At 58.4% G+C, this 23,759-nt stretch carries 23 protein-coding genes; 16 read left to right on the top strand and 7 right to left on the bottom strand.

From position 1 onward, the window contains the following. Positions 1-35 precede the first annotated feature (35 nt). A complete protein-coding gene (locus AACL53_RS00825) occupies positions 36-521 on the bottom strand; it encodes a cupin domain-containing protein (RefSeq protein WP_339081504.1) in 486 nt (161 codons plus the stop codon). 149 nt (positions 522-670) lie between these two features. On the opposite strand from AACL53_RS00825, the gene AACL53_RS00820 reads away from it, so the two are divergent. Further along, entirely contained in the window at positions 671-1,417 is a 747-nt protein-coding gene (locus AACL53_RS00820; protein WP_339081503.1) for a HugZ family protein, read from the top strand. Between the two features lie 22 nt (positions 1,418-1,439). Here AACL53_RS00820 and AACL53_RS00815 read toward each other — a convergent pair whose 3' ends face one another. Beyond that, a complete protein-coding gene (locus AACL53_RS00815) occupies positions 1,440-2,372 on the bottom strand; it encodes a LysR family transcriptional regulator (protein ID WP_339081501.1) in 933 nt (310 codons plus the stop codon). A 144-nt stretch (positions 2,373-2,516) separates the two neighbouring features. On the opposite strand from AACL53_RS00815, the gene AACL53_RS00810 reads away from it, so the two are divergent. From AACL53_RS00810 to AACL53_RS00775, 8 genes are all read left to right on the top strand, one after another. Beyond that, positions 2,517-3,539 (top strand): ABC transporter substrate-binding protein, encoded by a 1,023-nt coding sequence (locus AACL53_RS00810; RefSeq protein WP_339081499.1) that lies wholly within the window; start codon positions 2,517-2,519, stop codon positions 3,537-3,539. A gap of 88 nt (positions 3,540-3,627) precedes the next feature. After that, on the top strand, positions 3,628-4,500 hold the full coding sequence (locus AACL53_RS00805) for an ABC transporter permease (protein ID WP_339081497.1): 873 nt from the start codon (positions 3,628-3,630) through the stop codon (positions 4,498-4,500). Positions 4,501-4,510: 10 nt separating this feature from the next. Beyond that, positions 4,511-5,296 (top strand): ABC transporter ATP-binding protein, encoded by a 786-nt coding sequence (locus AACL53_RS00800; RefSeq protein WP_339081495.1) that lies wholly within the window; start codon positions 4,511-4,513, stop codon positions 5,294-5,296. Between the two features lie 17 nt (positions 5,297-5,313). Continuing rightward, positions 5,314-6,084, top strand: coding sequence for an SDR family NAD(P)-dependent oxidoreductase (locus tag AACL53_RS00795; protein WP_339081493.1), 771 nt, complete (start codon positions 5,314-5,316; stop codon positions 6,082-6,084). Next, the gene (locus tag AACL53_RS00790; protein ID WP_339081491.1) at positions 6,081-6,797 is read left to right on the top strand and encodes an SDR family NAD(P)-dependent oxidoreductase; all 717 of its coding nucleotides are present in this window, start codon (positions 6,081-6,083) and stop codon (positions 6,795-6,797) included. Before AACL53_RS00795 ends, AACL53_RS00790 begins: the two co-directional genes overlap by 4 nt. Before the next feature lie 13 nt (positions 6,798-6,810). After that, a complete protein-coding gene (locus tag AACL53_RS00785; protein ID WP_339081489.1) occupies positions 6,811-7,611 on the top strand; it encodes a creatininase in 801 nt (266 codons plus the stop codon). Beyond that, the gene (locus AACL53_RS00780) at positions 7,608-8,201 is read left to right on the top strand and encodes an urea carboxylase-associated family protein (protein ID WP_339081487.1); all 594 of its coding nucleotides are present in this window, start codon (positions 7,608-7,610) and stop codon (positions 8,199-8,201) included. The genes AACL53_RS00785 and AACL53_RS00780 overlap by 4 nt, the downstream gene beginning before the upstream one ends. Then, on the top strand, positions 8,198-9,088 hold the full coding sequence (locus AACL53_RS00775; protein WP_339081485.1) for a dimethylarginine dimethylaminohydrolase family protein: 891 nt from the start codon (positions 8,198-8,200) through the stop codon (positions 9,086-9,088). The genes AACL53_RS00780 and AACL53_RS00775 overlap by 4 nt, the downstream gene beginning before the upstream one ends. 166 nt (positions 9,089-9,254) lie before the next feature. Here the strand turns inward: AACL53_RS00775 and AACL53_RS00770 are convergent, their stop codons facing one another. Beyond that, complete coding sequence (locus tag AACL53_RS00770; RefSeq protein WP_339081483.1) at positions 9,255-10,004, bottom strand: FkbM family methyltransferase; 750 nt, start codon at positions 10,002-10,004, stop codon at positions 9,255-9,257. 309 nt (positions 10,005-10,313) lie between these two features. Between AACL53_RS00770 and AACL53_RS00765 the strand changes: the two genes are divergently transcribed. Further along, a complete protein-coding gene (locus tag AACL53_RS00765; protein ID WP_339081481.1) occupies positions 10,314-11,018 on the top strand; it encodes a tetratricopeptide repeat protein in 705 nt (234 codons plus the stop codon). A 68-nt stretch (positions 11,019-11,086) separates the two neighbouring features. Here AACL53_RS00765 and AACL53_RS00760 read toward each other — a convergent pair whose 3' ends face one another. Next, positions 11,087-11,302: a hypothetical protein gene (locus AACL53_RS00760; RefSeq protein WP_339081479.1), complete on the bottom strand. Its 216-nt coding sequence runs from the start codon at positions 11,300-11,302 to the stop codon at positions 11,087-11,089. 170 nt (positions 11,303-11,472) lie between these two features. Here AACL53_RS00760 and AACL53_RS00755 point away from each other — a divergent pair, with 170 nt between their 5' ends. The 3 genes from AACL53_RS00755 (at position 11,473) to AACL53_RS00745 (ending at position 15,370) form a co-directional block, all read left to right on the top strand. Then, positions 11,473-12,060 carry a glutathione S-transferase N-terminal domain-containing protein gene (locus tag AACL53_RS00755; RefSeq protein ID WP_339081477.1) on the top strand — a complete coding sequence of 196 codons (588 nt, stop codon included), beginning with the start codon at positions 11,473-11,475 and terminating at the stop codon, positions 12,058-12,060. Positions 12,061-12,293: 233 nt separating this feature from the next. Beyond that, entirely contained in the window at positions 12,294-13,244 is a 951-nt protein-coding gene (locus tag AACL53_RS00750; protein ID WP_339081475.1) for a sulfonate ABC transporter substrate-binding protein, read from the top strand. 767 nt (positions 13,245-14,011) lie between these two features. Further along, positions 14,012-15,370: a porin gene (locus tag AACL53_RS00745; RefSeq protein ID WP_339081473.1), complete on the top strand. Its 1,359-nt coding sequence runs from the start codon at positions 14,012-14,014 to the stop codon at positions 15,368-15,370. Between the two features lie 119 nt (positions 15,371-15,489). Here the strand turns inward: AACL53_RS00745 and AACL53_RS00740 are convergent, their stop codons facing one another. After that, positions 15,490-15,777 (bottom strand): hypothetical protein, encoded by a 288-nt coding sequence (locus tag AACL53_RS00740; protein WP_339081471.1) that lies wholly within the window; start codon positions 15,775-15,777, stop codon positions 15,490-15,492. A gap of 347 nt (positions 15,778-16,124) precedes the next feature. On the opposite strand from AACL53_RS00740, the gene AACL53_RS00735 reads away from it, so the two are divergent. From AACL53_RS00735 to AACL53_RS00725, 3 genes are all read left to right on the top strand, one after another. Beyond that, entirely contained in the window at positions 16,125-17,120 is a 996-nt protein-coding gene (locus AACL53_RS00735; protein ID WP_339081469.1) for a LysR substrate-binding domain-containing protein, read from the top strand. Positions 17,121-17,454: 334 nt separating this feature from the next. Continuing rightward, positions 17,455-18,267: a hypothetical protein gene (locus AACL53_RS00730; protein ID WP_339081467.1), complete on the top strand. Its 813-nt coding sequence runs from the start codon at positions 17,455-17,457 to the stop codon at positions 18,265-18,267. 161 nt (positions 18,268-18,428) lie between these two features. Next, complete coding sequence (locus tag AACL53_RS00725) at positions 18,429-19,451, top strand: HAD family phosphatase (RefSeq protein ID WP_339081465.1); 1,023 nt, start codon at positions 18,429-18,431, stop codon at positions 19,449-19,451. A gap of 1,596 nt (positions 19,452-21,047) precedes the next feature. Here AACL53_RS00725 and AACL53_RS00720 read toward each other — a convergent pair. Next, the gene (locus AACL53_RS00720; RefSeq protein WP_339081463.1) at positions 21,048-21,218 is read right to left on the bottom strand and encodes a hypothetical protein; all 171 of its coding nucleotides are present in this window, start codon (positions 21,216-21,218) and stop codon (positions 21,048-21,050) included. Positions 21,219-21,407: 189 nt separating this feature from the next. After that, positions 21,408-23,594, bottom strand: a complete 2,187-nt coding sequence (gene katG / locus AACL53_RS00715; RefSeq protein WP_339081461.1) for a catalase/peroxidase HPI — start codon at positions 23,592-23,594, stop codon at positions 21,408-21,410. Positions 23,595-23,759 lie beyond the last annotated feature (165 nt).

Here is a 23,759-nt window from a genome sequence, read left to right as displayed (position 1 = left end):
CGGGCCGCACGTCAAGCTGCGAATGATCGGAGCGATTATGACTGAACTTGCGCGGCACCCGAGGGCAACGGGGACTGCCCGGCACCCGATTTCTTGAGTGACGCGATCCTCTCCTCGACAAGAGCCTCGAGCTCAGGGAGCAGAACGACGCTCTCTTGCTCGTTGGGATCTGTACGCGCTATCACCGCAGACGCCGGCTTGTCGCTGATGTTGATCGGCAGATGCGGCATGCCGGCGGGAATATACACGAGGTCGCCAGCCCGGGTCGGGATGCAGTGTTCCAGCTGATGCCCGAAAAGCGTCAACACCTCACCATCCAGCATATAAATTGCAGTCTCGTGATTCTCGTGAAGATGCGCCTTGGCCCGTCCGCCCGCCGGGACGGTCAAGAGATGCATGCAGATGCCTTTTGAGCCGACGGTCTCGGAAGCAATTCCACAGAAGTACGTCAGACCCTGTTTCCCATCATAGGTATCCGCCGCACGAATAACTCGGCACGTGAGATCTGGCGAAGTAGCCATTCGAAATCACTCCTTTCCTCTGGTCGTTGTTCGTGACAAAACCGGCTCCAGGGTTTGCGGATCAATCGATTTCGCTGCAGCCATTCAAAAAAAGCTTGTTCGAGCTTAGCCAAGCGCCCTGTTTAGTTAAACGAGCTAGGCAACGAAAAATGACAGAGAAAAAGAAAGATGTCCTGCAGCCCGTCGATGACGCGGCACGGCGCCAGGCAAAAACGCTCGTACGCTCCGCCCGTTACGCTTCGCTGGCAACCATCGATCCGCTCGACGGCTCGCCCTCCGTCAGCCGCGTGAGCCTCGCGACCGCAATGGACGGTTCGCCGGTATTTCTCATCTCTCGGCTTTCGAGCCATTTTGCGAACCTTGAGGCAGATCCGAGATGCTCCCTACTTGTCGGCGAGCCCGGCAAGGGCGATCCGCTCGCCTACCCCCGCATGACGTTGATCGGAACCGCCGAAAATCTCGGCCAGGGTCCTGAACGCGCACCTGTCAAAAGCCGCTTTCTCAGGCGCAATCCGAAAGCCGCATTATATGCCGACTTCCCCGATTTTGCATTTTGGAAGTTTACAACCTCGCGCGCTTCGCTGAACGGTGGCTTTGGCCGAGCTTACGCATTGGCGTCGAGCGACCTCGCAGTGCCATCCGGCGCCCTGCAATCGCTGGGCGAATTTGAAGAAGGCGCGGTCGAACACATGAATGCTGACCACGCCGACGCCGTCGGGCGCTACGCCGTCAAATCTGGGGCAACCTCCGCCGAAGGCTGGCGTCTCGCAACCATCGATCCCGAAGGCCTTGATATGACGTTCGGTGACGACGTTGCCCGGCTCTGGTTCGACGATCCACTGAAATCGGCGCAGGAACTCCGGCCCGTCCTCGTCGCCCTCGCCAAGCAGAGCTAGATCGCCAGGGGCGCCATTTCGTTCAAGCCGTCTTCCCGGCGGCCGCCGGCTTGCGCAATTGGCTAGCGTGCCGGCTGAGAAAGCGCACGAAGCTGCGAACGATAGGCCGGTCGTCGTCGACCTTGCGGTAGGCGGCGAAATGGCTCGATAGAAACTGATAAGCCTGCGGCTTCAGCTCCCGCATGAGGCCCTGCTGTACCCAGCCCTCGGCGACATGGCGCGGCAGAAAGCCGATGAAGCGGCCTGACAGGATCATCATCACCTGAGCCTCCATCTGCACAACCTGCCCCGTCGCGCGCGGATGATCGGCGCGATAAAGATCGTCGAGGTGGCGATAGCCGCGGACGGAGAAGAGCGACTTTCCGATGGCTTCCCGCGTAACTGCTGCCGACGGCACGTCGAAAAGCGGATGCCCCTTGCCGCAGTAAAGTCCGTGCGGCTCCCGATGAATAGCCACGTAGGTGACGCCGGGCACCTTTTGCGACATCGGCCCGATGACGACATCGCGGCGGCCGTCGGCGATTGCCTGCTCGAGCAACTGGGGTGTACCGAGTTCGAGGTCGATGAAAACGTTTTCCGCGTTCTCCATGAAGCGGCCGATGACGTGCTGCAAACCGAGATATGGATTTGTGACGACACCGTCGACGATGCCCACGCGCAGGCGCCCGACGAGCTGCCCGTTGTGCTGGCCGACCCGCTCCTCGAACGAGCTGATGTCGGCAAATAGTTTCTGCGTTGCGAGATAGGTCGCTTCGCCAAACGGCGTCAGCTGGAAACCGCGCCGCCCCCTGATGCAGAGCGGCGCCCCGAGTTTGCGTTCCAGCGCTGCCAGATGCGTGCTGAGCGTCGGCTGAGACAGGTTGAGCGCAATTTGTGCATCGCCGAACCCGCCTGCCTCCACCAGCGTCGCGAACACCCGGAGCAGGCGAATATCGATATTGTCGAGCCGGCGCATTCGCTCTCCCTTTCAAACCGCGTTCGACCCTCACATTGACAGTTTTCGATGTATTCTTCCAATAATCAATATTGGTCTCGATGTGAATTTACCCGAGATTTCAGGGCGACGGTGGTCTGATCATTTAGGGGAATGCCGATGCACATGACGAGGAACGTCCGGCGAGTTGCCGGGGCCGGATTTGCGATGGCCTTGGGATTGAGCGTATCGCTGGCCGCGACTGCAGCGCGGGCCGACGAAACCATCCGCATTCTCTGCCCGACGTGGAGTGGCTTCGCTCCCGTTTTCGTGGCGCAGGACCTCGGATACTTCAAGAAACTCGGCATCGACGTCAGCATCAAGTTCGAAGATGAACGCGCGAACGTCATGGCGGCCATGGCACGCGGCGACATCGAAATGGATATGCGCACGGTCGGCGAGTATCAGGGGAAGCCGCGCGACGCCCAAACCGCCGGCATCATCATCGGCACGATCGACGAATCGCTCGGCGGCGACGGCGTCATCACCCCAGGGGAGATCACATCGGTCGAACAGTTGAAGGGCAAGACAGTTGCATCGGAGCCCAATATTCCGGGGCGCCTGCTGCTCCAGATGGCTTTGAAGAAGAAGGGCCTCTCCCTATCCGATCTCGTCGTCAAACAGATCGCCACAGCCGACACCGTCGCCATTCTGACCGATTCATCGATTGACGCGGTCGTGTCCTACCAGCCGTACCTGTCTCAGGCCGTCGATAAGGTCCCTGGCCGCAAGCCTCACATTCTCGTCTCGTCGGCTCAGTACCCGGGCATCATCGTCGATATCATCACAGCCCGGCAGGACGATCTCAAAGCCAATCCCGAGAAGTACAAGAAGTTCATGATCGGCATCTTTAAGGCGGTTGAATATTTCAACACGAACAAGGCCGACTTCATCAAGCTCGCGGCCCCGCACTTCAACTTGACGCCGGACGAGTTCGCGGCGTCGATCGAAGGCAGCCTGGTCTATACGGGACACAAGGAAACCTCCGGCTATTTCGGCAAGCCCGGCGCGCCCGGCACGCTGTTCGGAACCTTCGACGAAGTGATGCAGCTCAATCTCGAAAACGGCGCCGCCGAGAACAACCTCAAAGCCGCCGAGCAGATTGATAATTCGATTGTCGCCAGTATCACCGAAGCCGATCTGAAGTAGACTAAAATCGGTGCCGGGCGGGCAGCTCCGTGCAGTGGAGCAGCCCGGCACAATCAACAGTCAATAGAGCCGACTCCGGGATCACCGCGTGACCATCATCAAAGCGACAGTGTCTGCGGCGCCCCATGCGCCGGTCGAGAACGCGGCATCCACGCCGCGTCCTCCACGAAGAAAAGCTCCGCCCAATCAGTTCTTCGCGTTTCGCGGAACGCTTTCGAAACGCGCGCAGATCCTTACCGCCATCGGCGCGACCCTGTTCGTCTTGGGCGTATGGGAACTCTCGACCCGCCTCGGATTGATCAACGCAACCTTCCTCCCGCCGCCGAGCGTCACGCTCGAGACGCTGTGGAACATGATCCTTCACAAGAACCTGCTGATGCACGCAGGCATCTCCACGCTGCGCATATGGGTTGCATTTGCGCTGGCCGTCGTCATGGCAGTGCCCATCGGCATCGCGATGTCGAGCTTCCGCGGAGTGGGCGCAGCACTTGAGCCGATCGTGGACTTCATTCGCTACTTGCCGGTGCCCGCGCTCGTGCCTCTCAGCATCATTTGGTTTGGCGTCGGCGAGACGACGAAAATCTTTCTGCTCTGGCTCGGCACGTTCTTCCAGCTCGTGTTGCTCGTCGCCGACGATATGCGCCGCGTCCCTCAGGAATACGTCGAGATTTCCTATACCGTCGGCGCGCGACCGCGGCAGATGCTATCGGACGTCGCCTTCCGGGCGATGCTGCCGAGCCTGTTCGACAATCTGCGCATCACGCTCGGCTGGTGCTGGACCTACCTCATCATCGCCGAAATCGTTGCTGCCGATACCGGCCTCGGCTTCGTCATCTGGGCGGCACGCCGCTACATGAACACGTCGGAAGTGATGGCGGGCGTGGTGACGATCGGACTGATCGGCCTCATCACCGACCAGATTCTGCGCCTCGTTCACAAGCGCTTATTCCGCTATCTTTGAGAGGCACGCCGTGGCTCCCGCTCCCTATCTCGTTTTCGATGGCGTCGGCAAATATTTCGGCGATCTCGAAGTCGTAGCTCCGTCCTTCAACCTCACCATCAAGCGTAACGAATTCGTCGTCTTTCTGGGGCCATCCGGCTCCGGCAAGACCACGTTGATGCGAATGGTCGGCGGCCTCGAAACACCGAGCGTCGGCGAAATACGCCTCGACGGTCAGCCGATCGGCGCTCCCGATCGCGAGCGTGGCATGGTCTTCCAATCCTACTCTTCTTTTCCGTGGCTGACCGTTTCCGAAAACGTCGCCTACGGCATGAAATACCGGCACGACATGACGCCGGAGAGAAAGAAGAAGCGGCTCGATCACTATCTCGAGCTCGTCGGCTTGACGGACTTCGCCGACTTCTATCCGAACAAAGTCTCGGGCGGCATGCGGCAGCGCATTGCCATTGCTCGCACGCTCGCGGCTGGCTCCGAAGTTCTCCTGATGGACGAACCCTTCGGCGCGCTCGACGCCCAGCGGCGGGAAGGATTGCAGCTCGAATTGCGCCGCATCCATCGCCAGGACGCCAAGACCATTATTTTCGTGACCCACGACGTCGACGAGGCCGTGTTTCTCGCAGACCGGATCGTCGTCTTCTCGAAGCGGCCCGCACGAATGCTCGAAGACGTCGATATATCGGCAGAGTTGGGCCCGGATCGCACGATCGCGCTGCGCGACAGCGAGCAATTTTTCAAACTTCGAACGCGCATCTTGAGAATGGTGCGCGCGGCGACCGGGGAAGAAGAGAAAGTATAGGACCCTGAGGAAAGAGCGTGATCAACTTTCAAAATAAGTCCGTGCTCGTCACGGGCGCCAGCCGAGGCATCGGCTTTGCTGTCGCGGAAGCGTTCGCGGTTGCAGGCGCCGACGTCGCGATCCTTGCAAACGACGATCTCGTCCATGATGCGGCCGCCCGCCTGTCGGATGCGTGCGGACGCCCTGTCCGGGCTTTCTTCACCGACATCACCGACAAGACGGCCTTGCAAACCGCATTTGCATCGATCTCGACGCTCGACGTACTGGTGAACAACGCCGGGCTCGAGCTCATCACGCCGCTGACGGATCCAAGTGACGAAGTCGACGCGACCTTTGCTCGGATTATCGATATCAACGTGCGCGGCACCTGGAACGTTACGCGCGCCGCGTTGCCACTCCTGAAGCCCGGCGCACGCATCATTAATACGGCGTCGGTCTGGGCGAAGAGCGCCGTCGGAGAATTCGCCGCCTACATTGCGTCGAAGCACGCCGTCGTTGGCCTGACCCGCACGTTTGCGCGTGAGCTGGGACCGCGCGGCATGGCCGTCAATGCGGTGTGTCCTGGGTGGGTGCGAACCGTCGCCTCCGTACGCTCCGCCAAAACCATGGCTGAACGCAGTGAGCGGAGCGAGGCTGATATTTTCGCCGATGTCGTCGCCGCCCAGGCGCTGCCCGGCTTGATGGAACCGGCCGATGTCGCCGGCCTCTATCTTTTCCTCGCAAGCGACCTTTCAAACAACATCACCGGACAGGCAATTGGCGTCGACCGCGGGGAATTTCTCGGATGAGCATGCTCGCAAACAAAAAAGTTATCGTCTCCGGCGCAGCGAGCGGCATAGGTCTCGCCATTGCCAATCTCTTCGAAGTCCAAGGGGCTCGCGTTGCACGATTTGATCTAAATCCTATCTCCGCCGGCGCTGGCCCGTCATTCGCACTCGACATAACGAACGAAGCGCAAGTCGTTGAGGCGGTCAAGGCAGCAGACGAAGCCCTCGGCGGTATTGACCTCATGGTCAATACGGCAGCGATTTTTCTGATGTCACCCCTGCTCGACACACCCGTCGCCGACGCGCGCAAAGTTCTCGACGTCAATCTCATCGGCACGTTTCTCATGGTTCGCGAGTCGGTGCGCGCCATGCAGAAGCACGGCAATGGCGGCAGGATCATCCTGTTCAGCTCCGAGCTCGCTCAGCTTGGCCGCGAGCATCACGCCGCCTACTGCGCGTCTAAGGCGGGCATCAGCGCCATGGTGCGCTGCTGGGCGAAGGAATTCGGCCCGAACATTCTCGTCAACGCCGTTGCGCCCGGACCGACGGACACGCCGCTGCTCGATTTCGACAACATGCCGCCGGACTGGAAGGCGCTCGAAACGGCCAATCCGCTTCGCCGTATCGGGAAGCCGGAAGAGATCGCCGAAGCCACACTGTTTCTCGCAGCCCCCGGCTCGAGCTTCATGACGGGACAGGTAATCGGCGTCAACGGCGGCGCCTCGATGGTTTGAAAGAAGGAAAAACATGAGCGACCGACTTTTCATGAACGAGATGAGCTGGACCACTTACCAAAAGCGGATCGAAGGGGGCGCTCTCATTCTTTTGCCGGTGGGGGCAACCGAGCAACATGGGCCGCACTTGCCCATGGGGACGGACGTCATGCTGGCGACGGCAGTGGCCGTCGACGTCGCAAAGCAGCTTGATGCCATCGTCGCGCCCGCCGTGGCCTTCGGCTACAAGTCCCAGCCGAAAATGGGCGGCGGCAATCATTACTGCGGAACCACCAGCCTCGATGCCGATACGCTCGCGCACGTCCTACGCGACGTGATCAAGGAGTTTGCGCGTCACGGTGCGCGCCGTCTCGTCCTCATCAACGGCCACTACGAAAACATGATGTTTACGATCGAAGGTATCGACCTTGCGATGCGTGAACTTTCATACATGGGCATTCGCGATTTCGAAGTGCTGCGGCTCGAGTATTGGGATTTCACGCGCACGGAAACAATCGAGAAGATTTTCCCCGAGGGGTTCCCGGGGTTCGCCCTCGAACATGCGGCCGTTATGGAGACGTCGCTGATGCTCTATCATCATCCCGAACTCGTCGACATGGCGGCGTTGCCCACGGACAAGCCGGCGGACTTTCCCGCATACGATGTCTATCCGACGCGAACCGGCTGGGTCCCGTGCTCTGGCGTGCTGTCGCCGGCCACCGGCTGTGCGGCTGAAAAAGGAAAGTTGCTCGCCGCCGATTACGCAATCGGCGTCACGGACGCAATCCGCAAAGAATTTCCGAATGTGAAAGCAAAGACGCAGGTGATGGCATGAGCGAACTTCAACAGCTTCCCGCGCGGCAGGGTCGCGCCGTTGCTCTGAAAGCGGGACAATCGATCCGGATAGTGAACACCCATGGTCATCAGGTTGTCGATACTTGGGCCTTCAACGCGCAAGACCTCAGCGAATTTCTCTCCATGGAACATATGCGTGCAGCGATCGACAGGATCAGTCCAAAGCCCGGCGACAAGCTCGTTACGAACAAGCGCCGGCCGATACTGTCGTTGGAAGCGGATTCTTCGCCCGGCGTCCACGACACCTTCATCGCCGCTTGCGACATCTACCGCTACCAGGGCCTCGGCTGCACGGAATACCACGAAAATTGCGCCGACAATCTCCGCGCCGGAATGGCGGGCCTCGGCTTAACGCCGTCCGAAATTCCATCTCCGCTCAATCTATGGATGAACATTCCGATCAAAACAGATGGCTCTATCGGCTGGGAAGAACCAGTCTCGAAGCCCGGCGACTATGTCGTGCTCAAGGCCGAGATGGATTGCATCGTCGCGATGTCTGCCTGCCCGCAGGACATCGTCCGGATCAATGCAGGCGCACCGACCGACGCGCATTACGAGGTGCTGGCATGAGCTTGATCGCACCTTCCGTCGCCAACGCCGTCCCCTGGGGTCTCGACTCCGAGACCGGAGTGCTGCGGCACGTCCTGCTCGGAAGGCCCGATTTCTTTGAGTGGCGTCCCGTCAGTGCCGTCGCGCGACAAACCCTGTCGCTCGGCTTGCGCTTCGATGCCCAGCTCGCCATGGCGCAGCATCGCGCAATGGTCGACGTCTATGAGAGCGCAGGCGTGACTTGCCACTGGCTCGATGCACGGCCGGAACTCAAGTATGGCGTATTCGCGCGCGACTCGAGCGTGATGACACCTTTCGGCGCCGTCATCACCATGCCGCAGACGCGCTTTCGACGCGGCGATTACGCTCTGACATTCAAGTTCTACCAGGAAGCAGGAATTCCAATCTGGAACATGACGACTGCCGGCCATTTCGAGGGCGGCGACTTCATGGTCGTCGAGCCGGGCTTCGTTTTATGCGGCTATGGCGGCGAGCGCTCCGAAAAGGAAGGAGCGGAGCAGATGTGCGAATGGTTCCGCGCAGAGGGCTGGGAAGCTCATCCAGTTCCGTTCCCGCCGCACTTCGTGCATCTCGACGTTTCGGTAGGCTTCATCAACGATAAGCTCGTCGCTGTCGCGCCGGATGCACATCAACCGTCGTTCCTGGATCTCCTCAAATCCAAGGGCTACGAAATCCTTCCCGTCTCCTATCATGACTCGACGCAACTCGGCACGAACATCGTCGCTCTCGGAAATGATCGCGTTCTCTCGACAGCCGCCAACAAAGACCTCAACGCTCGCATGCGCGCGCTCGGGATCGAAGTCTACGATCCGGACCTCTCCATGTTCACATTGGGCGGCGGAGGACCGCATTGTCTTTGCCAAGCCCTGAAGCGTGATCCGCTTTGACGAGCCCGGACAACTGAATAGAGCTCACCGCGCGGGATCAGCCCCGATGTAATCCTTACCCTGAGTATGTGCGCCACCGATGCCGACCCAGTCGGTGGCGCATCGCGTTGCACGCGGGCGAGTGCTGTTTTGATCAATCCTGCTTCATTCCGAGGATGAGGAGCTCTCAAGCAGCCGCGCATTCCGCGTCAAACTCAACTGCCAAGGCATCCCTTATCGACCGCGCATCTTGATCGGGCTTCAGATCCAGAACGATGTCATCGATGCAGTTATGGCGCAGCATGTTCTCGAGAACGAACACACGCACGTCGCGCTCTCTTAGCTTTCCGTCTTCGTCGACAACGAAGACATCGAACAATCGCCAGATCGTCTCGGCAAACGAGAGCGGACTCCGCCGCGCTTCGAAGGCAATCGCGACGGAATTGAACTCCATGAAAATCACAGGACGATCTCGAACGAGGGTCTCGGCGGCGCCCGCCAAAACTTGCGCTTCATTCCCCTCAACATTCAATCTTATGAAATCGATCCGTGAGGAGACCGTGGCGGACCAGTTATCGATCCCGTCCATCACCGCGCGGGCTCCGCTCTCGGTGGCAGCCGCACACTCGACGGCGGTGGCATTTGACAAGCCGTTGGCCGCGAGGTTGCGGCGCAAGCGCGCCGCCTTCCTCGGTGAAGGTTCAAAAGCATAAACATGGGCCTTTGGGCAGGCCAACGCTAAGCTCGCAGTCGTCAGCCCTATGTTCGCGCCGATATCCAAGCATACGCTAGCCGCTTGGAGATGCCGCGCTGCAAATCGCGACAGACGACGCTCACCGCCACCTTGAGCCAAGGCGGCTATATTCTCGAAATAGATATCTCCCTCGTCACCCTCGTATTCCAGGTTTCGGCCCGCGAGCCTGACGCACTGCTTCATAACTTCTGACCAACTATTGGAACGTAACGCTGATTTTATGCACATGATCTTCGAGACAAACCGATGCCCTGCCTGTTTAATCCATCCCGCCACTACGAAGCACCTGGCCGGATGAGCAGTATGCAGGCAGTGACGGGAATCCGATCCGGGGGGCGGCGCTTAAGCCTGGGGAGATCTAATATTCAATATTGATCTGACTCGCATATCGCGTATCTTTTGATTCCGTTCGGCGCGATTTCGCCAAAACATATATTCGCATATTTTTGACAAATACTGCTTTGCCTTTGCCTCGTTTTGAGGAAAAACAACATGCGCCATATTGCGGTGTCATTGCTATTTTTCATTTTTTGTAGTCCGGCCTTTGCTGACGCGGCGTTTGATTGCGACAACGGGACAACACCCGATGCCCATATCGCGGGATGCACGGTGATGATCGAGTCTCAATCATCAAACCCGCGCAATCTCGCAATATATTATGGCAACCGCGCGTTGGGCTACTTCGCCAAACGCGACTTTCAACATGCAATCGCGGACTTCTCCAGCGCCGCAAAAATCAGCCCCGAACCCTATTATTACGTGGGCCGAGGCATCGTGTACGCCGCCATCGGAGATTGCGACCACGCGATAGACGACTATAACCAGGCAATCGAATTGGAACCCCTTTATCCTCGCGTGTATAACAACCGAGGCAATTGCTTCCGCAAAAAGGGAGATCTTAATGCCGCCATATCGGACTATACGCGCGAAATAAAAATCAACCCGAATGAATCGGTTGTATATTTCAATCGCGGCGTCGCATTGAAAATGCAGGGCAATTACGCTGACGCAATTACCGATTTCAGTACGGCAGTGTCACTCAACCCGAAATACGCTCTGGCGTACTTCGTCCGCGCAGACACCTATATCGACGCGGGAGACCTCAAGGCGGCCGACAGAGATTTCAAAACTGCGTCAGCGCTCGATCCAAAACTGGATCGCCAGAGCACTCAGCTGACAGTGCCGCCGATCAACTGAACAACAGCCCTACTTGCTGTCGAGTCGACGGCCTCAAAATCGATGAGGCCGCCGCAGTTCTATCGGACTCAAAGAACCCTACCGCAGTTCAGCCAACCGAACATGCGATCGCCCAATCTTTGGGTCCGGTAGCCGACGCCCCGCACGAAGCGCGTAGTGCCGTCGAATACCCCGGAGACACCCCATCCCGCTCTATCGATGCCGAGGCAATGAGCATCTGCCGCCACGGGCGCGGCGAGTGCGAAAAGACCAATGACTACTGCGAAAATTGAATGCTTAGACATGCGAAAAACTCCTTTAGTCACCCAACAATTCAGCGAGACTAAGCCGCAGTTTAGAAACGACGAGCCCCGTCGCAGATCTTGGTTAGGCTCTAATTAAATTGGAGCCCTGCTCTAAAGATGCTTGGAACGGCTTTCCCCTAAAGCGGGTTGGCGAACCAAGGAGCAAATCCATGATCCTGTATTACTCACCCGGAGCCTGCAGTCTTTCCGACCACATCGCATTGATCGAAGCAGGAATGAAGTTCGACCTCGCGAAAGTGGATCTCAAAACCCATAAGGTCGACGATGGTCGCTCGTACCTCGATATCAATCCAAAAGGCTACGTCCCGGCACTTCAATTCGATGATGGCGACGTCCTCACCGAGAACATCGCCATTCTGAGTTACGTCGCCGACAAATACCGGGCCCTCATGGCGCCTGGCCAGTTCGGTCGTTACAGACTTCTTGAGATGCTGTCCTTCATCTCGAGTGAAATACATAAATCCTTCGGGCCGCTTTTCAATCCCGCGACAACCGAGAAGGACAAGGCGAAAGCCTTCGACGCGATCCGCAAGAGATTCGACTTCACCGCTGCACGGACCGTAGGCCCCTACCTCTTCGGCGAGCATGCAACCGTCGCCGACGCGTATCTTTTCGTCATGCTGCTTTGGGCTGCGAAGAACGGAATTGACCTTCCGAAGCCGCTGAAGAGCCTTGCCGAACACATGCGCGCTCGCCCCACGGTGGACATTGCACTGAAACAAGAGGGCCTCGGCTGAACACAGCATCCTGAGCCGCACGATGTTTTGCGCGACGCGATCGAACGCGTCGGGATTCCTCTATCGTCAGCTTCTCGGCATGCGGCTTTTCCGCCGAAAGAATCCGCAAGCCCGAATAAGGAATGCGGAAATACTTCGTAGACGATCACTGCCATCCACTTCAGCCTGCAAGATGTGCGCAGCCATCTCTGATCGGCGGCATTCGAATTTTGGGAAAAAGAGGATCGCACGTCATGATCGTTTCTCGCAGGACACTTGGCGCCCTTGCGCTCGGCGCATTCGCGGCCAACCTCGGCGGCCCGGCGGCCAATGCCGAAGACAAAGTCATCCGCATCGGATACCAAAAGTACGGCAACGCAATTCTCCTCAAGGCAAAGGGAACGCTCGAGCCCAAGCTCGCCGCTATCGGCTATAAGGTCACGTGGGCCGAATTCCCCTTCGGCCCCCCGCTGCTGGAAGCGATCAACGCCGGAGCAATCGACTTCGGACATACCGGCGAGGCGCCGCCCATCTTTGCGCAGGCGGGAGGCAGTTCAATCGTTTATGTCGCAAACGAGCCGCCGGCGCCCGAAGGAGAGGCCATTCTCGTTCCGAAAGACAGCCCGATCAAATCGGTCGCGGACCTCAAGGGCAAGAAAATTGCCTACGCAAAGGGCTCCAATTCGAACTACTTCGCGGTGAAGGCCTTGGAACAGGCCGGCATCAAATACGGGGAGTATGAACCGGTTCATCTCGCCCCGGCCGATGCACGCGCGGCTTTCGAAACCGGCAGGGTCGATGCCTGGGCAATTTGGGATCCATTCTACGCTTCCGCCCAGGCGGGAACCGAGGCACGCGTCCTGACCGATGGCAAAAACATCGTATCCAATCACCAGTTCTACCTCGCGAGTAAGTCCTACGTCGGCCCCAACGCCAAGGCCATCGACGTCGTTCTCGCGGAGCTGAGGGCCGTCGATGACTGGGTAAAAGCCGATCCAAAAGCAGCGGCGGCGCAGCTGAGCGCGCCGATCGGAATACCAGCCCCGATTTTGGAAGCCGCGCTGAAGCGTCAGTCCTACGGCATCAAACCAATCGATGACGCCGTTATAGCGGAACAGCAGAGCATCGCAGATAAGTTCTTTGCTCTAGGCCTTTTGCCCAAGGCGATAACCGTGAAAGAGATCGCCTGGAGAGCAGGCACCTGAAGGTATCGACGCACCGAGCCTCGACGCTCACTGATATTTGCTGACACGCGGGGCGGCCAACTCTCAAAGATGGGAGGTGGCCGCCCCGCTGCATTTCTATATCTATAGAGACGCGGGCCGCACCACATCGCACGACGTCTCGAATTTGACGCACGAACGCGTGCGCGTCGCGCATCATTCCCAAACGCAGCCGGATGATCGGCCGAGGCTAGCGCACACGCGTCCTTGACGGATCCGCATTCCACGACTGCGCTTATCGTCCCCATTGAAGTGCGCCCCCATGCGCGCCAACACCGCGTCCGCGCGAAAAACCGTGACATCACCGCCACAACTTTTGGCCCATTCAAGCACAACATGCTCTGTGTTCTGCTGGCCAACAAAATGCATCGAGACGAAAAGTCGTTTCTATATTTCTGGAACACGACCAAATATCCAACATAAGACTTGTCGCCGCTGCTTATGCAGAAAGAAACCGCTAGCAAGCCCTCGCTTTGTTCGGTTCGCGATATGGAAATCGCAAAACGAGCAGTCGTTTCCGCAATCCTCCTTTCGTTCTAAGCAAAGCACCGGCGCATTCCTATGCGTTGGAAATCTTCTCATTTCATATCCGAATTTCCCTCAGCTCTATTTGTCCTCCATCGGGCCTTATCCGGCGGTGACCGGCACTTAGGGGAAAGTGCCAATCAACCCGGATGACCAAGTTCTCCCACGAGTGGGTGAACGTCTTGAGGCGCCGAACGATTGGTATTTACCTTGGAGGTATTGGAATGTTCGGGGGGACTAACAAACGAGCGGGCATCGCTGCCGGCATCGCTGCAGCTGGACTAGCGTTTGCGGGCACCGCGCCTGCATCAGCCGCAGATCTCGGGGGGAATTGCTGCGCTGACCTCGAAGAACGCGTCGCTGAGCTCGAGGCGACGACAGCCCGCAAGGGTAACCGCAAAGTGTCGCTCACGGTCTCCGGCTTCGTCAACGAAGCCTTGGTAGGTTGGGACGACGGACGCGAGCGCAACGCCTACATCGTCACGAACGAGACGGCGCAGGACCGTTTCCGCTTCGTCGGGCAGGCCGAAATTACGAAAGGCTGGACCGCTGGCTACCTGCTTGAACTCGGCGTGCGCGGCGCGCGCGAAGATCGTTCAAGCCAAAACGGTCCAAGCAGTGACAATGGCGTGAGCGTTCGTCATAGCGCCTGGTATCTCGCCGGAAAAGAGTACGGAAAAGTCTGGGTCGGACAGACGTCGGACGCAGCTGACGGTATTACCGAGATCAATCTCGCGAATACCAATCACTTTGCCTACACCAACAGCTGGGGCAACACGTTCGGCGATGGCGGCTCCGGCTTCTACGTCCGTCGTAAGGACGGCGTCTTGAGCAACGTACGTTACGGCCAGTTCGTGGCACCGGGTGCCCAGCAGGCAGCCCCCGGTGAAGGACACCGCTTCAACGTCGTCAAATACGAGACGCCGACCATCGCTGGCTTCACCGGATCGGCAGCCTGGGGTGAAGACGATATCTGGAACGTTGCACTTCGCTACACCGGAGAGTTCTCGGGCTTCAAACTGGCTGGCGGCATCGCCTACACGGAATCGAACGATTTCGGATCGGCCGATCATACCTCTGCGGTTTCGCGTGGTGTGGGCGACACGAGCGAGATTGGCCTCAGCGGATCGATCCTGCATGTTGAGACCGGCCTCTACGCCTCCGGTGCCTACGGCCGCCTTCATGACGCCGGTCTCGATGACCTCTATGGCCGCAACGTCGACGATAACACCAGCTTCTGGACTCTGCAGGCCGGTATCGAACGCAAGTTCCTTCCGATCGGTAAGACCACGCTCTTCGGCGAGTACTTCAATCTCGATCGCGGCGCCGGTTACACGACGAGTGCTACTGGCTCAGGCATTATCAACGCGTCGACCCTTGGCACCGGCTTCAATCAGGTGGCCAACTCGCAAATTCAGGGTTGGAGCATCGGCCTCAACCAGAACCTCAGCGAAGTGGTCGATCTCTACCTCGACTACAAGCATGTTCAGCTCGACGTGACGACGACGAATGGAACGGCCACGCGGGACGCGAGTATCGACTCCATTCAGTTCATCACGGCTGGCGCACAGATCAAGTTTTGATCGAAGAGGGAAAGTCTTTTCACCCCGTCTAGGCTTCTCTCCTCATGCGATCACGAACGAGGGCCGCATCCTAATCTGATGCGGCCCTCGAATTTTCCACAAAGCGCTTCGGCTTGAGCTCAGCCGCCGTTCTCGCGCATCGTATCCCAGAAATCGACCGTTGCCTCGCGGAGCGTCCCGCGGCAATCGCGGCCGCAATCGATGCGCGTTCCGTGGCGCAGAACGAGTTGCCGCCCACCGTCGCCGCGGCGCAAGCCGGCTGTGTAGCAGCCGTTCCCATATCGACTGCAAGCGGTCAGCGAACCGTTGGAGTTATCTGCGCCTGCTCGTTGTCCGGCCGCGGCTGGCATCGCAGCAGCCGAGAGGAGTCCAAGTGACACCATGACGAAAGTCAGATTCCGCTTCATTCGTCGCCTCCTTCGTTATTACATTTTCAACAATGCATATTACGAAGTTGGCTCTAAGAATATTACTTCTGGTGCAATAGAACTGAAAAAATGTGCCTTCTACAATAACAGCAAAAAATCCGATTTATCGATCAGAAAAAAATGCGATCGAACTCTCGCGGCGCCATGCGCTCGCACACGCGAGCCGCCGCGCAGCTATTGCGAAATGAATATCAAAAGAAGAAGAAGTTCATTGGCTTGGCCGAGAGAGGACATAACTTATGGCATAGACCAATAAGCCGGAATGGGCTGCACGCGTGATCGGCCGGCGATCGCGGACTGGGCGTGCATGCGTTGAGCGAGGGGCGATGAACTTCCAGCAGTTGCGAATTCTCCGGGAAGCGATCCGGTACAAGTTCAATATAACAGACGTCGCAAACGCTATTTATGCTTCCCAGTCGGGCGTCAGCAAGCAGATCCGGGAGCTTGAGGAAGAGCTCGGGTCCCCTCTCTTCGTCCGTCGCGGCAAGCGTCTCCTGGGCCTGACAGATCTCGGCGCCAACGTTGCCCGAATGGCGGAGCGCGTTCTCTTTGAAGCCGACAACATCAAGCAGGCCGCCGCACAATTTGCCGTGGAGGATCAGGGCGTCCTGCAAATTGCGACGACGCACACGCAAGCGCGCTACGCTCTCCCGGGCGTCGTCGTTAAATTCAAGGAGAGCTTTCCGGCGGTGCGGCTAGACCTGCGGCAGGCAAATCCGAAGGATATCGCATCGCTCCTGCTCGCGGGCGAGGCCGACATCGGCATAGCGACCGATGTCTTTGCCGGTATCGACGACATCCTCACGCTCCCATTCTATGCGTGGACTCACATAGTCATCGCGCCTGCCGGCCATCCTTTAGAAAGCCGCAAAGGCGTCTCTCTCGAAGAGATCGCTCAGTATCCAATCATCACATATGACACCGGCATCACCGGGCGCCCGCGTATCGACGAAGCTTTCGAAAACGCCAACGTCGTACCGCATATTACGATGACGGCCCTCGATGCAGACGTCATCAAGGCCTATGTCGTATCGGGCTTGGGCATCGGGATCGTCGCACCAATGGCATACGATGCCGCTCGCGATGTGGGTATCAGCGTCATCGACTGCGCGGAGCCAATCGCGCCGAGCACGACGAGCATCGCCATCCGCCGTGGGCGGCTGCAGCGCGGCTACGTCTATCGCTTCATCGAGCTATGCGCGCCGCATCTGACCGAGCAAGACATTCGCGATACGGAGCTGCAGACCGAAGGCGAACACCCGAAAGTGTTCGCCCGCACCAGCGCGCTTCACTGGAACCGGAGCTTGGAAGCTATCGCTTGATGAGCAGGGCTCCGCGTATCTATCGCGCCATGCCCCGTTATCGTCCGGTTGAGTCTACGAATGAGGATATTCGCATCGCGCTTTTGCTCGCGGCGAAGATCGACTGAATCTGTTCCTGACCTTTGATTTCTTGCATCCGGCACGATGGCTGTGGCGGAGCAGCGACGTTCGTTCCGTACACCGATGGTATAGTTGCGAAATTGATTTGAAAATTTCCATTCTGCACGGGTCCGAGAAAATGAATTTCATCGCCAAGAACATATTGTTGGCCTCTTCCCTAGCTTTTCTGACTTCCAACTCCGCAGGCACGGCTGCAGCAGCCGATCTCGGAAGCATGGAACAACGCACTCTCGCTCCGATGAGCGAATGGACCTTCGTCTTCACGACCTACGGCTGGATACCGTGGATGTCGGGAAACATGGCGGTTAGGGGCCGCGCCTTCGATGTGAACGCCAACCCAGGCGAAATTTTCAGCCATCTCGACTGGTCGACGCTACCGGCGTGGATGAGCTACGCGGAGGCGCGCAACGGTCCCGTAAGTCTCTTCAATGACATTGTGTATGCCAACATCACTGGCGCGAAAAATTTTGCTCGTGCATCCGATCGCCAAATAATTGACTCCTCGCTCGGAGGCGCCGTTTCCGTCGACTACGAGCAGGTGATCGTCGAATTCGGCGGCGCCTATGAAGTCTGGTCTGGCCAGAACCCGATTGCGACGGGATCGACCTCTCTCGATCTTCTCGCCGGCGGCCGCTACTGGCATCAGGACGCGGATATTTCCGCTAACGTCTCGGCCAGCGTGAATATCGGCGACCTTTCTGTCTCCGGCAATCGCGTCACGGCGCGATCAGGGTCCGTCGACTGGGTCGATCCGTTTATTGGGGCGCGTCTGCGCAATCAGATTGCACCGGGAGAAGAAATCATGGTGCGCGCTGACGTCGGAGGCTTCGGCGCAGGCAGCGAAGCATCTTGGCAAGTTCTCGCCACCTATAATTGGAAAATGTGCACGTCGAGCGGTTACGTTATCGACGGCTATCTTGGCTATCGCGCGCTGTCCGTCGATTATTCGCAAGGCTCTGGAAATACCGAATACAAATTCGATGTCCTCCAGCAAGGCCCGGTCATAGGCACGACATTGCATTTCTGAGAAAGCCCAGTCGACCGACCGCGCGGACGATAGGTGCCGGATGCAGTTTATTAACGAAACAATCGTTCTTGATCGCGCGACCGCACCCAGCAACGAATATGATCTCACGTTTCTCGGAATCGGCTGCTAGCGGCCGCGACCGGAGATCGGAGATCGACATCATGCAGCGCAATGATCGCCGCTTGCGAACGGTCTTGCTGGCCTTCTGCACGCTCGTGGGTCTGCTGTTCCTGCCATCCTTATTGCTGGCCCAGGCGGCCGATCCGCTACCATCCTGGAACGAGGGTCCAGCCAAAACGGCGATCATCGAATTCGTAAAAGCTACAACAGACCCGGCGAATCCTAAGTTCGTATCGCCCGAGGCGCGGATCGCGACGTTCGATCAGGACGGCACGACGTGGGTCGAGCAGCCAATGTACGCGCAGGTGATGTACTGCCTGGACCGTGTCGCGGCGCTGGCCGAGAAAAAGCCGGAACTGAAATCCATCGAACCCTTCAAGACCGTGCTGTCCGGCGACCGGGAAGCAATGGCGAAGTTGCCGAAAGAGGATCTCTTGAAGATCCTCGCTGCCACCCTCTCCGGCATGACGGTCGAAGCCTTCAACGCCGAAGTGAAAACGTGGATCGAAGAGGCCAAACACCCCCGTTTCAAGCGGCTGTACACGGATCTCACCTATCAGCCGATGCTCGAAGTGATGCGCCTCTTCCGTGACAATGGCTACAAGACCTATTTCGTTACCGGCGGTGGCCAGGATTTCGTACGCGTATACGCCCAGAGAGTTTATGGCGTGCCGCCGGAACAGGTGGTCGGCAGCGCTGGCGCGACAGAATTCGGCTACGACGCAGATGGTAAGCCCGTCCTCACCAAGGTCCCGAAACTTCTTCTCAATGATGACAAGGCCGGCAAACCCGAAGGCATCCACTTCGTCGTCGGGCGGCGCCCCGTTGCCGCCTTTGGGAACTCGATCGGCGACAGAGAGATGCTGGAATACACCCAGGCTGGCGGCGGCGCTCGCTTGATGCTGCTCGTGCACCACGACGATGCCGAACGTGAATACGCTTACGGGCCTCAATCAAAAGTCGGAACATTCACTGACGCACTGATGGACGAGGCCAAAAGCAATGGCTGGATTGTCGTCAGCATGAAGCATGATTGGAAGCGGATTTTCGCGTTCGATCAATAGCGCCGCGACCGCTACCGACATCAGCCTTTTTGAGCCGTTCGCCCCGTCGGACGGGAAATCGTGCAATCGCTTAAAGCCCCGACAAAATCGATCTTTCTTGAACATTTGCGCACGAAGCGCGCTGCCGCAAATTGATGAGCATTCTATTGGTTAAGCATAAAAAAAAGAACGCGGGAACTGCGAGGTATAGCGCCGGTTTGCGCGAAGAGTGGCAAAGGCCCTCGGGTGGCTCAAGGAGCAAATCAATGGCTATCAGAACTGCATCGAAAATAAAAATTGCCATATGTGCAATGGCGCTCGCGCTTGGCGGGGGCGCAATCACAACGTCAGCAGAAGCATGCGGTCTCGGCCTAGGTTATGGCTGGAGCGGTGCGGCCCCGGTAGCTGCCGGCTATGGCTGGCGCAGACCCTGGGGTTGGGGCGGCGCCGGTTATGGCTGGAGATCAACCTACCCGGTTGCCGCTGGCTGGGGGTGGGGTTGGCGCAGACCGTGGGGCTGGAGAGCTGGCTGGGGTTGGAGAGGCGCGGGCTGGGGTTGGCGTAGACCCTGGGGTTGGAGAGCTGCTGGCTGGGGCTGGAGAGGCGCCGGTTGGCGAGGAGGCTACGGCTGGAGGGGCGCTGGTTGGCGAGGAGGTTACGGCTGGAGGGGCGCTGGTTGGCGAGGAGGTTACGGCTGGAGGGGCGCCGGATTCCACCGCGCCGGCTTCGGTGGCTTCAGGGGCGGTGGCTTCAGAGGCGGCTTCCGAGGTGGCCTCCGCCGCTAAATCAGTACCGAAGTGGCGGACAGAAAGAATTCCGTCCGCCACCTCTCTAAGCCGATTTCAATATCCGGACCGCAGATGTCCGCTGCCGGACGCCTTCTGCGTGTTGGATTTTTCAAATACAATTTTTTCGGACGAATTGGTGTAGCACTTTCGAATGTTCGCGCATCGCGCGGCCCCAGACGGATACCCTCCGCCTGCGCGCTCGCCGGCCAATGCCTTGCACACGGTGTCGACGCCCGCCGGCGTTAGCCATTTTTCACGCGCGCCCGCTTGGGCAGCGCCACAGTCTGCGGCGAGTTCATTTCCGCCAACGGATTTGTGGGCGCATTCGTGTTTGAACACGAACATGCGAACCGCCGCCGGCTGCTTCTGCATGAGCGTGTGGTTAATATAGATTCCCCTGCCCGGGACGAACCTTCCTTCCATCGGAAGACTGGAATCCGAAAACACAGGCGTTGAGCCGCAGCTCATCGACTGGCCAGCAATTTTGACAGACGCCGCCTCGGCGCGGTGCACACAGATAGTCGCCATGGCTGCCGCCATGAAAATCAGCACAAATCGATGTTTCACTAGAGAAATCCCCCGTGGTTTCTTGCACGTTCAACATCAGAATGTGCTTAGAATCGGGCACTAGCGATCACGATTGCCGCAGATGGATGGACTTGGATCTGCTGACTCGCGATGAAAAGCGGGAAGCTGACGACGGATCAAAGCATCAAATTGATCCGATAAAATAAGGGATTTCTAACGATACCCCGCGCGTCGACGGCGACGAGGTCGAGCGTTCCTTCGGCAGACTATGTCGCGTGACCAATCGTCATTATGCGACGAGTCATTTTGGCGTGGTGCCGCAAACGTCGACAAGCTTCGCAAGGTTCGCAACGCTCGGCGGGAACGCGAACGCAATGTGCGCGTCGAAGAGCAACTCGCGTTCAACGAGATGCGCCTGCCGCTGACTGAAATAGACGGTGGCGGTTTGGCATTCGGTCCGGAAGATCAGCATCAGGGCGCTTCCAGTGGGGCACTACGGAACGCGCGATCAGTCTGCATCATGACGGCAACCGCGAAGTTATTGCTTGGCAGCGCCCCCCACAAAAAAAGCGGCCGACGAGTATGTGTCGACCGCTTCTTTTGATGATTACGGATCTGATCAGTCGAGATCAATTTCCGCCGGCAGGTACGTGCGACCCATCTAGGCTTTCTTATGAATGTCGAAACGGTCGGCATTCATCACTTTGGCCCATGCTGACGCGAAGTCGTTGACGAACTTGCCGCGAGAATCGGCACATCCATAGACCTCCGCGAATGCGCGTAGCTGGGAATGCGATCCGAAAATCAGATCGACGCGCGTCGCGGTCCACTTGACCGCTTTCGTCTTGCGATCCCGTCCTTCAAACAAGTTCTCGCCTGCCGGCTGCCATTCCGTAGCCATGTCGAGCAGGTTCACGAAGAAGTCGTTGGTCAGCGTGCCCGGCGACTTCGTGAACACTCCGTGCTTCGACTGACCGGCATTTGCACCGAGGACGCGCAAGCCGCCGAGGATCACCGTCATCTCCGGACCCGTGAGGCCGAGCAATTGCGCGCGATCGACCAGCGCTTCCTCCGGGTTCATGAATTGCCGCTTGCTACTGATGTAGTTCCGGAATCCATCAGCGCGCGGCTCGAGTGGCGCAAAGGATTGAACATCTGTCTGATCCGCCGACGCATCTGTACGGCCGGGTGTGAAGGGGACGGAGACGTCGACGCCCGCGTCCTTCGCAGCCTTTTCAACCGCCGCACAACCGCCCAGAACGATCAAGTCCGCGAGCGAGACCTTCTTGCTCTTTTGAGCGCCGTTGAATGTCGCCTGGATCTCTTCCAGCTTCGACAACACCAATGCGAGCTGCGCCGGCTGGTTGACCTCCCAGTCCTTCTGCGGCGCAAGCCGAACTCGCGCACCGTTGGCACCGCCACGCTTGTCGGAACCGCGATACGTCGAGGCCGAAGCCCATGCTGTCGACACGAGCTGTTGAACCGTCAAGCCGGAAGCAAGGATTTTGGCCTTGAGGTCCGCGACGTCCGATTCACTCACCAGCTCATGATCGACCGCCGGGATCGGATCCTGCCAGATCAACGTTTCTTTTGGAACCAAAGGTCCCTGATAGCGGGAAACCGGTCCCATATCGCGATGAGTAAGCTTGAACCACGCGCGAGCGAATACATCGGCAAACTGGTCCGGATTCTCGTAGAAACGGCGTGAGATCTTTTCGTAGGCGGGATCGAAGCGAAGCGCGAGATCCGACGTCAGCATGGTCGGCACATGCTTTTTCTTCGGGTCGTATGCATCGGGAATCGACGCTTCCGCGTTCTTTGCCCGCCATTGGAACGCACCGGCGGGACTTTTCTCAAGCTCCCATTCGTACTGGAAAAGATTCTCGAAGAAGTGATTGCTCCACTTCGTCGGAGTCTGCGACCACGTCACTTCGGGTCCCCCGGTGATCGCATCGGCACCGAAACCGGTCCCATGAGTGCTCTTCCAGCCGAGGCCCTGATTCTCGATGGCTCCGGCTTCCGGGTCCGCTCCGATAAAGGACGGATCGCCCGCGCCATGCGTTTTGCCGAACGTGTGACCGCCGGCAATAAGCGCAACGGTCTCCTCATCGTTCATGGCCATGCGGAAGAACGTTTCTCTGATGTCCCTCGCCGACGCTACCGGATCGGGATTTCCATTCGGTCCTTCAGGGTTGACGTAGATCAAACCCATCTGGACCGCGCCAAGGGGTTCGCTCAGCTCACGCTCGCCGCTGTAGCGTTCATCACCGAGCCAGGTCCCCTCGGGGCCCCAGTACAGTTCTTCCGGTTCCCAGGTATCCACCCGGCCGCCAGCGAAGCCGAAGGTTTTAAAACCCATGGATTCCAGAGCGACGTTGCCACTGAGAACAAAGAGGTCCGCCCACGAGATCTTGCGTCCATACTTCTGCTTGATGGGCCAAAGCAGACGGCGTGCCTTATCGAGATTAGCGTTGTCCGGCCAGCTGTTCAAAGGAGCGAACCGCTGTTGGCCACCGCCCGCACCGCCTCGTCCGTCGGTGATACGGTACGTACCGGCGCTATGCCACGCCAAGCGAATGAAAAGACCGCCGTAGTGGCCGAAGTCGGCTGGCCACCAATCTTGCGAATCCGTCATCAACGCATGCAGGTCTTTGATGACGGCATTGAGATCGAGCGACTTGAACTCGGCGGAGTAGTCGAAACCATTTCCCATGGGATCGGACAACGAACTGTTGCCGTGCAGGATCTTAAGATCGAGGTGATCCGGCCACCAATCCAAATTGGATCTGGAACGCAGCGTTTTACCCTTCGGCGTTCCGTGCACCGGGCACTTAGAAATTTCGTTCATGTCGCTCTCATCATTTCCAACTTCGCCAGACGCGCCATCTATTACCAGATGATGCCCAGTTCGAAAGAACCAAGACGTCGCCCTGTATGGCCCTCATTCTGCCAACTGGGAGACATAATGCGGCTGAGTCGTGCCCCGAACTTGCCGAATGGGGTAAACGTTAGG

Source organism: Hyphomicrobium sp. ghe19 (genome assembly GCF_902712875.1).
Lineage (GTDB): Bacteria > Pseudomonadota > Alphaproteobacteria > Rhizobiales > Hyphomicrobiaceae > Hyphomicrobium_B.
The sequence above is the reverse complement of the archived record's forward strand: the minus strand, read 5'-3'. Positions and strand labels throughout refer to the sequence as shown.

Excerpts from the sequence above, each read along its gene's own strand:
- AACL53_RS00750 (WP_339081475.1), top strand. The coding sequence starts at position 12,294 with ATGATCGTTTCTCGCAGGACACTTGGCGCCCTTGCGCTCGGCGCATTC.
- AACL53_RS00785 (WP_339081489.1), top strand. The coding sequence starts at position 6,811 with ATGAGCGACCGACTTTTCATGAACGAGATGAGCTGGACCACTTACCAA.
- AACL53_RS00755 (WP_339081477.1), top strand. The coding sequence starts at position 11,473 with ATGATCCTGTATTACTCACCCGGAGCCTGCAGTCTTTCCGACCACATC.
- AACL53_RS00730 (WP_339081467.1), top strand. The coding sequence starts at position 17,455 with ATGGAACAACGCACTCTCGCTCCGATGAGCGAATGGACCTTCGTCTTC.
- AACL53_RS00770 (WP_339081483.1), bottom strand. The coding sequence starts at position 10,004 with ATGAAGCAGTGCGTCAGGCTCGCGGGCCGAAACCTGGAATACGAGGGT.
- AACL53_RS00815 (WP_339081501.1), bottom strand. The coding sequence starts at position 2,372 with ATGCGCCGGCTCGACAATATCGATATTCGCCTGCTCCGGGTGTTCGCG.
- AACL53_RS00720 (WP_339081463.1), bottom strand. The coding sequence starts at position 21,218 with ATGCTGATCTTCCGGACCGAATGCCAAACCGCCACCGTCTATTTCAGT.
- AACL53_RS00820 (WP_339081503.1), top strand. The coding sequence starts at position 671 with ATGACAGAGAAAAAGAAAGATGTCCTGCAGCCCGTCGATGACGCGGCA.
- AACL53_RS00735 (WP_339081469.1), top strand. The coding sequence starts at position 16,125 with ATGAACTTCCAGCAGTTGCGAATTCTCCGGGAAGCGATCCGGTACAAG.
- AACL53_RS00760 (WP_339081479.1), bottom strand. The coding sequence starts at position 11,302 with ATGTCTAAGCATTCAATTTTCGCAGTAGTCATTGGTCTTTTCGCACTC.
- AACL53_RS00740 (WP_339081471.1), bottom strand. The coding sequence starts at position 15,777 with ATGAAGCGGAATCTGACTTTCGTCATGGTGTCACTTGGACTCCTCTCG.
- AACL53_RS00725 (WP_339081465.1), top strand. The coding sequence starts at position 18,429 with ATGCAGCGCAATGATCGCCGCTTGCGAACGGTCTTGCTGGCCTTCTGC.
- AACL53_RS00765 (WP_339081481.1), top strand. The coding sequence starts at position 10,314 with ATGCGCCATATTGCGGTGTCATTGCTATTTTTCATTTTTTGTAGTCCG.
- AACL53_RS00745 (WP_339081473.1), top strand. The coding sequence starts at position 14,012 with ATGTTCGGGGGGACTAACAAACGAGCGGGCATCGCTGCCGGCATCGCT.
- AACL53_RS00810 (WP_339081499.1), top strand. The coding sequence starts at position 2,517 with ATGACGAGGAACGTCCGGCGAGTTGCCGGGGCCGGATTTGCGATGGCC.
- AACL53_RS00790 (WP_339081491.1), top strand. The coding sequence starts at position 6,081 with ATGAGCATGCTCGCAAACAAAAAAGTTATCGTCTCCGGCGCAGCGAGC.
- AACL53_RS00780 (WP_339081487.1), top strand. The coding sequence starts at position 7,608 with ATGAGCGAACTTCAACAGCTTCCCGCGCGGCAGGGTCGCGCCGTTGCT.
- katG (WP_339081461.1), bottom strand. The coding sequence starts at position 23,594 with ATGAACGAAATTTCTAAGTGCCCGGTGCACGGAACGCCGAAGGGTAAA.
- AACL53_RS00775 (WP_339081485.1), top strand. The coding sequence starts at position 8,198 with ATGAGCTTGATCGCACCTTCCGTCGCCAACGCCGTCCCCTGGGGTCTC.
- AACL53_RS00825 (WP_339081504.1), bottom strand. The coding sequence starts at position 521 with ATGGCTACTTCGCCAGATCTCACGTGCCGAGTTATTCGTGCGGCGGAT.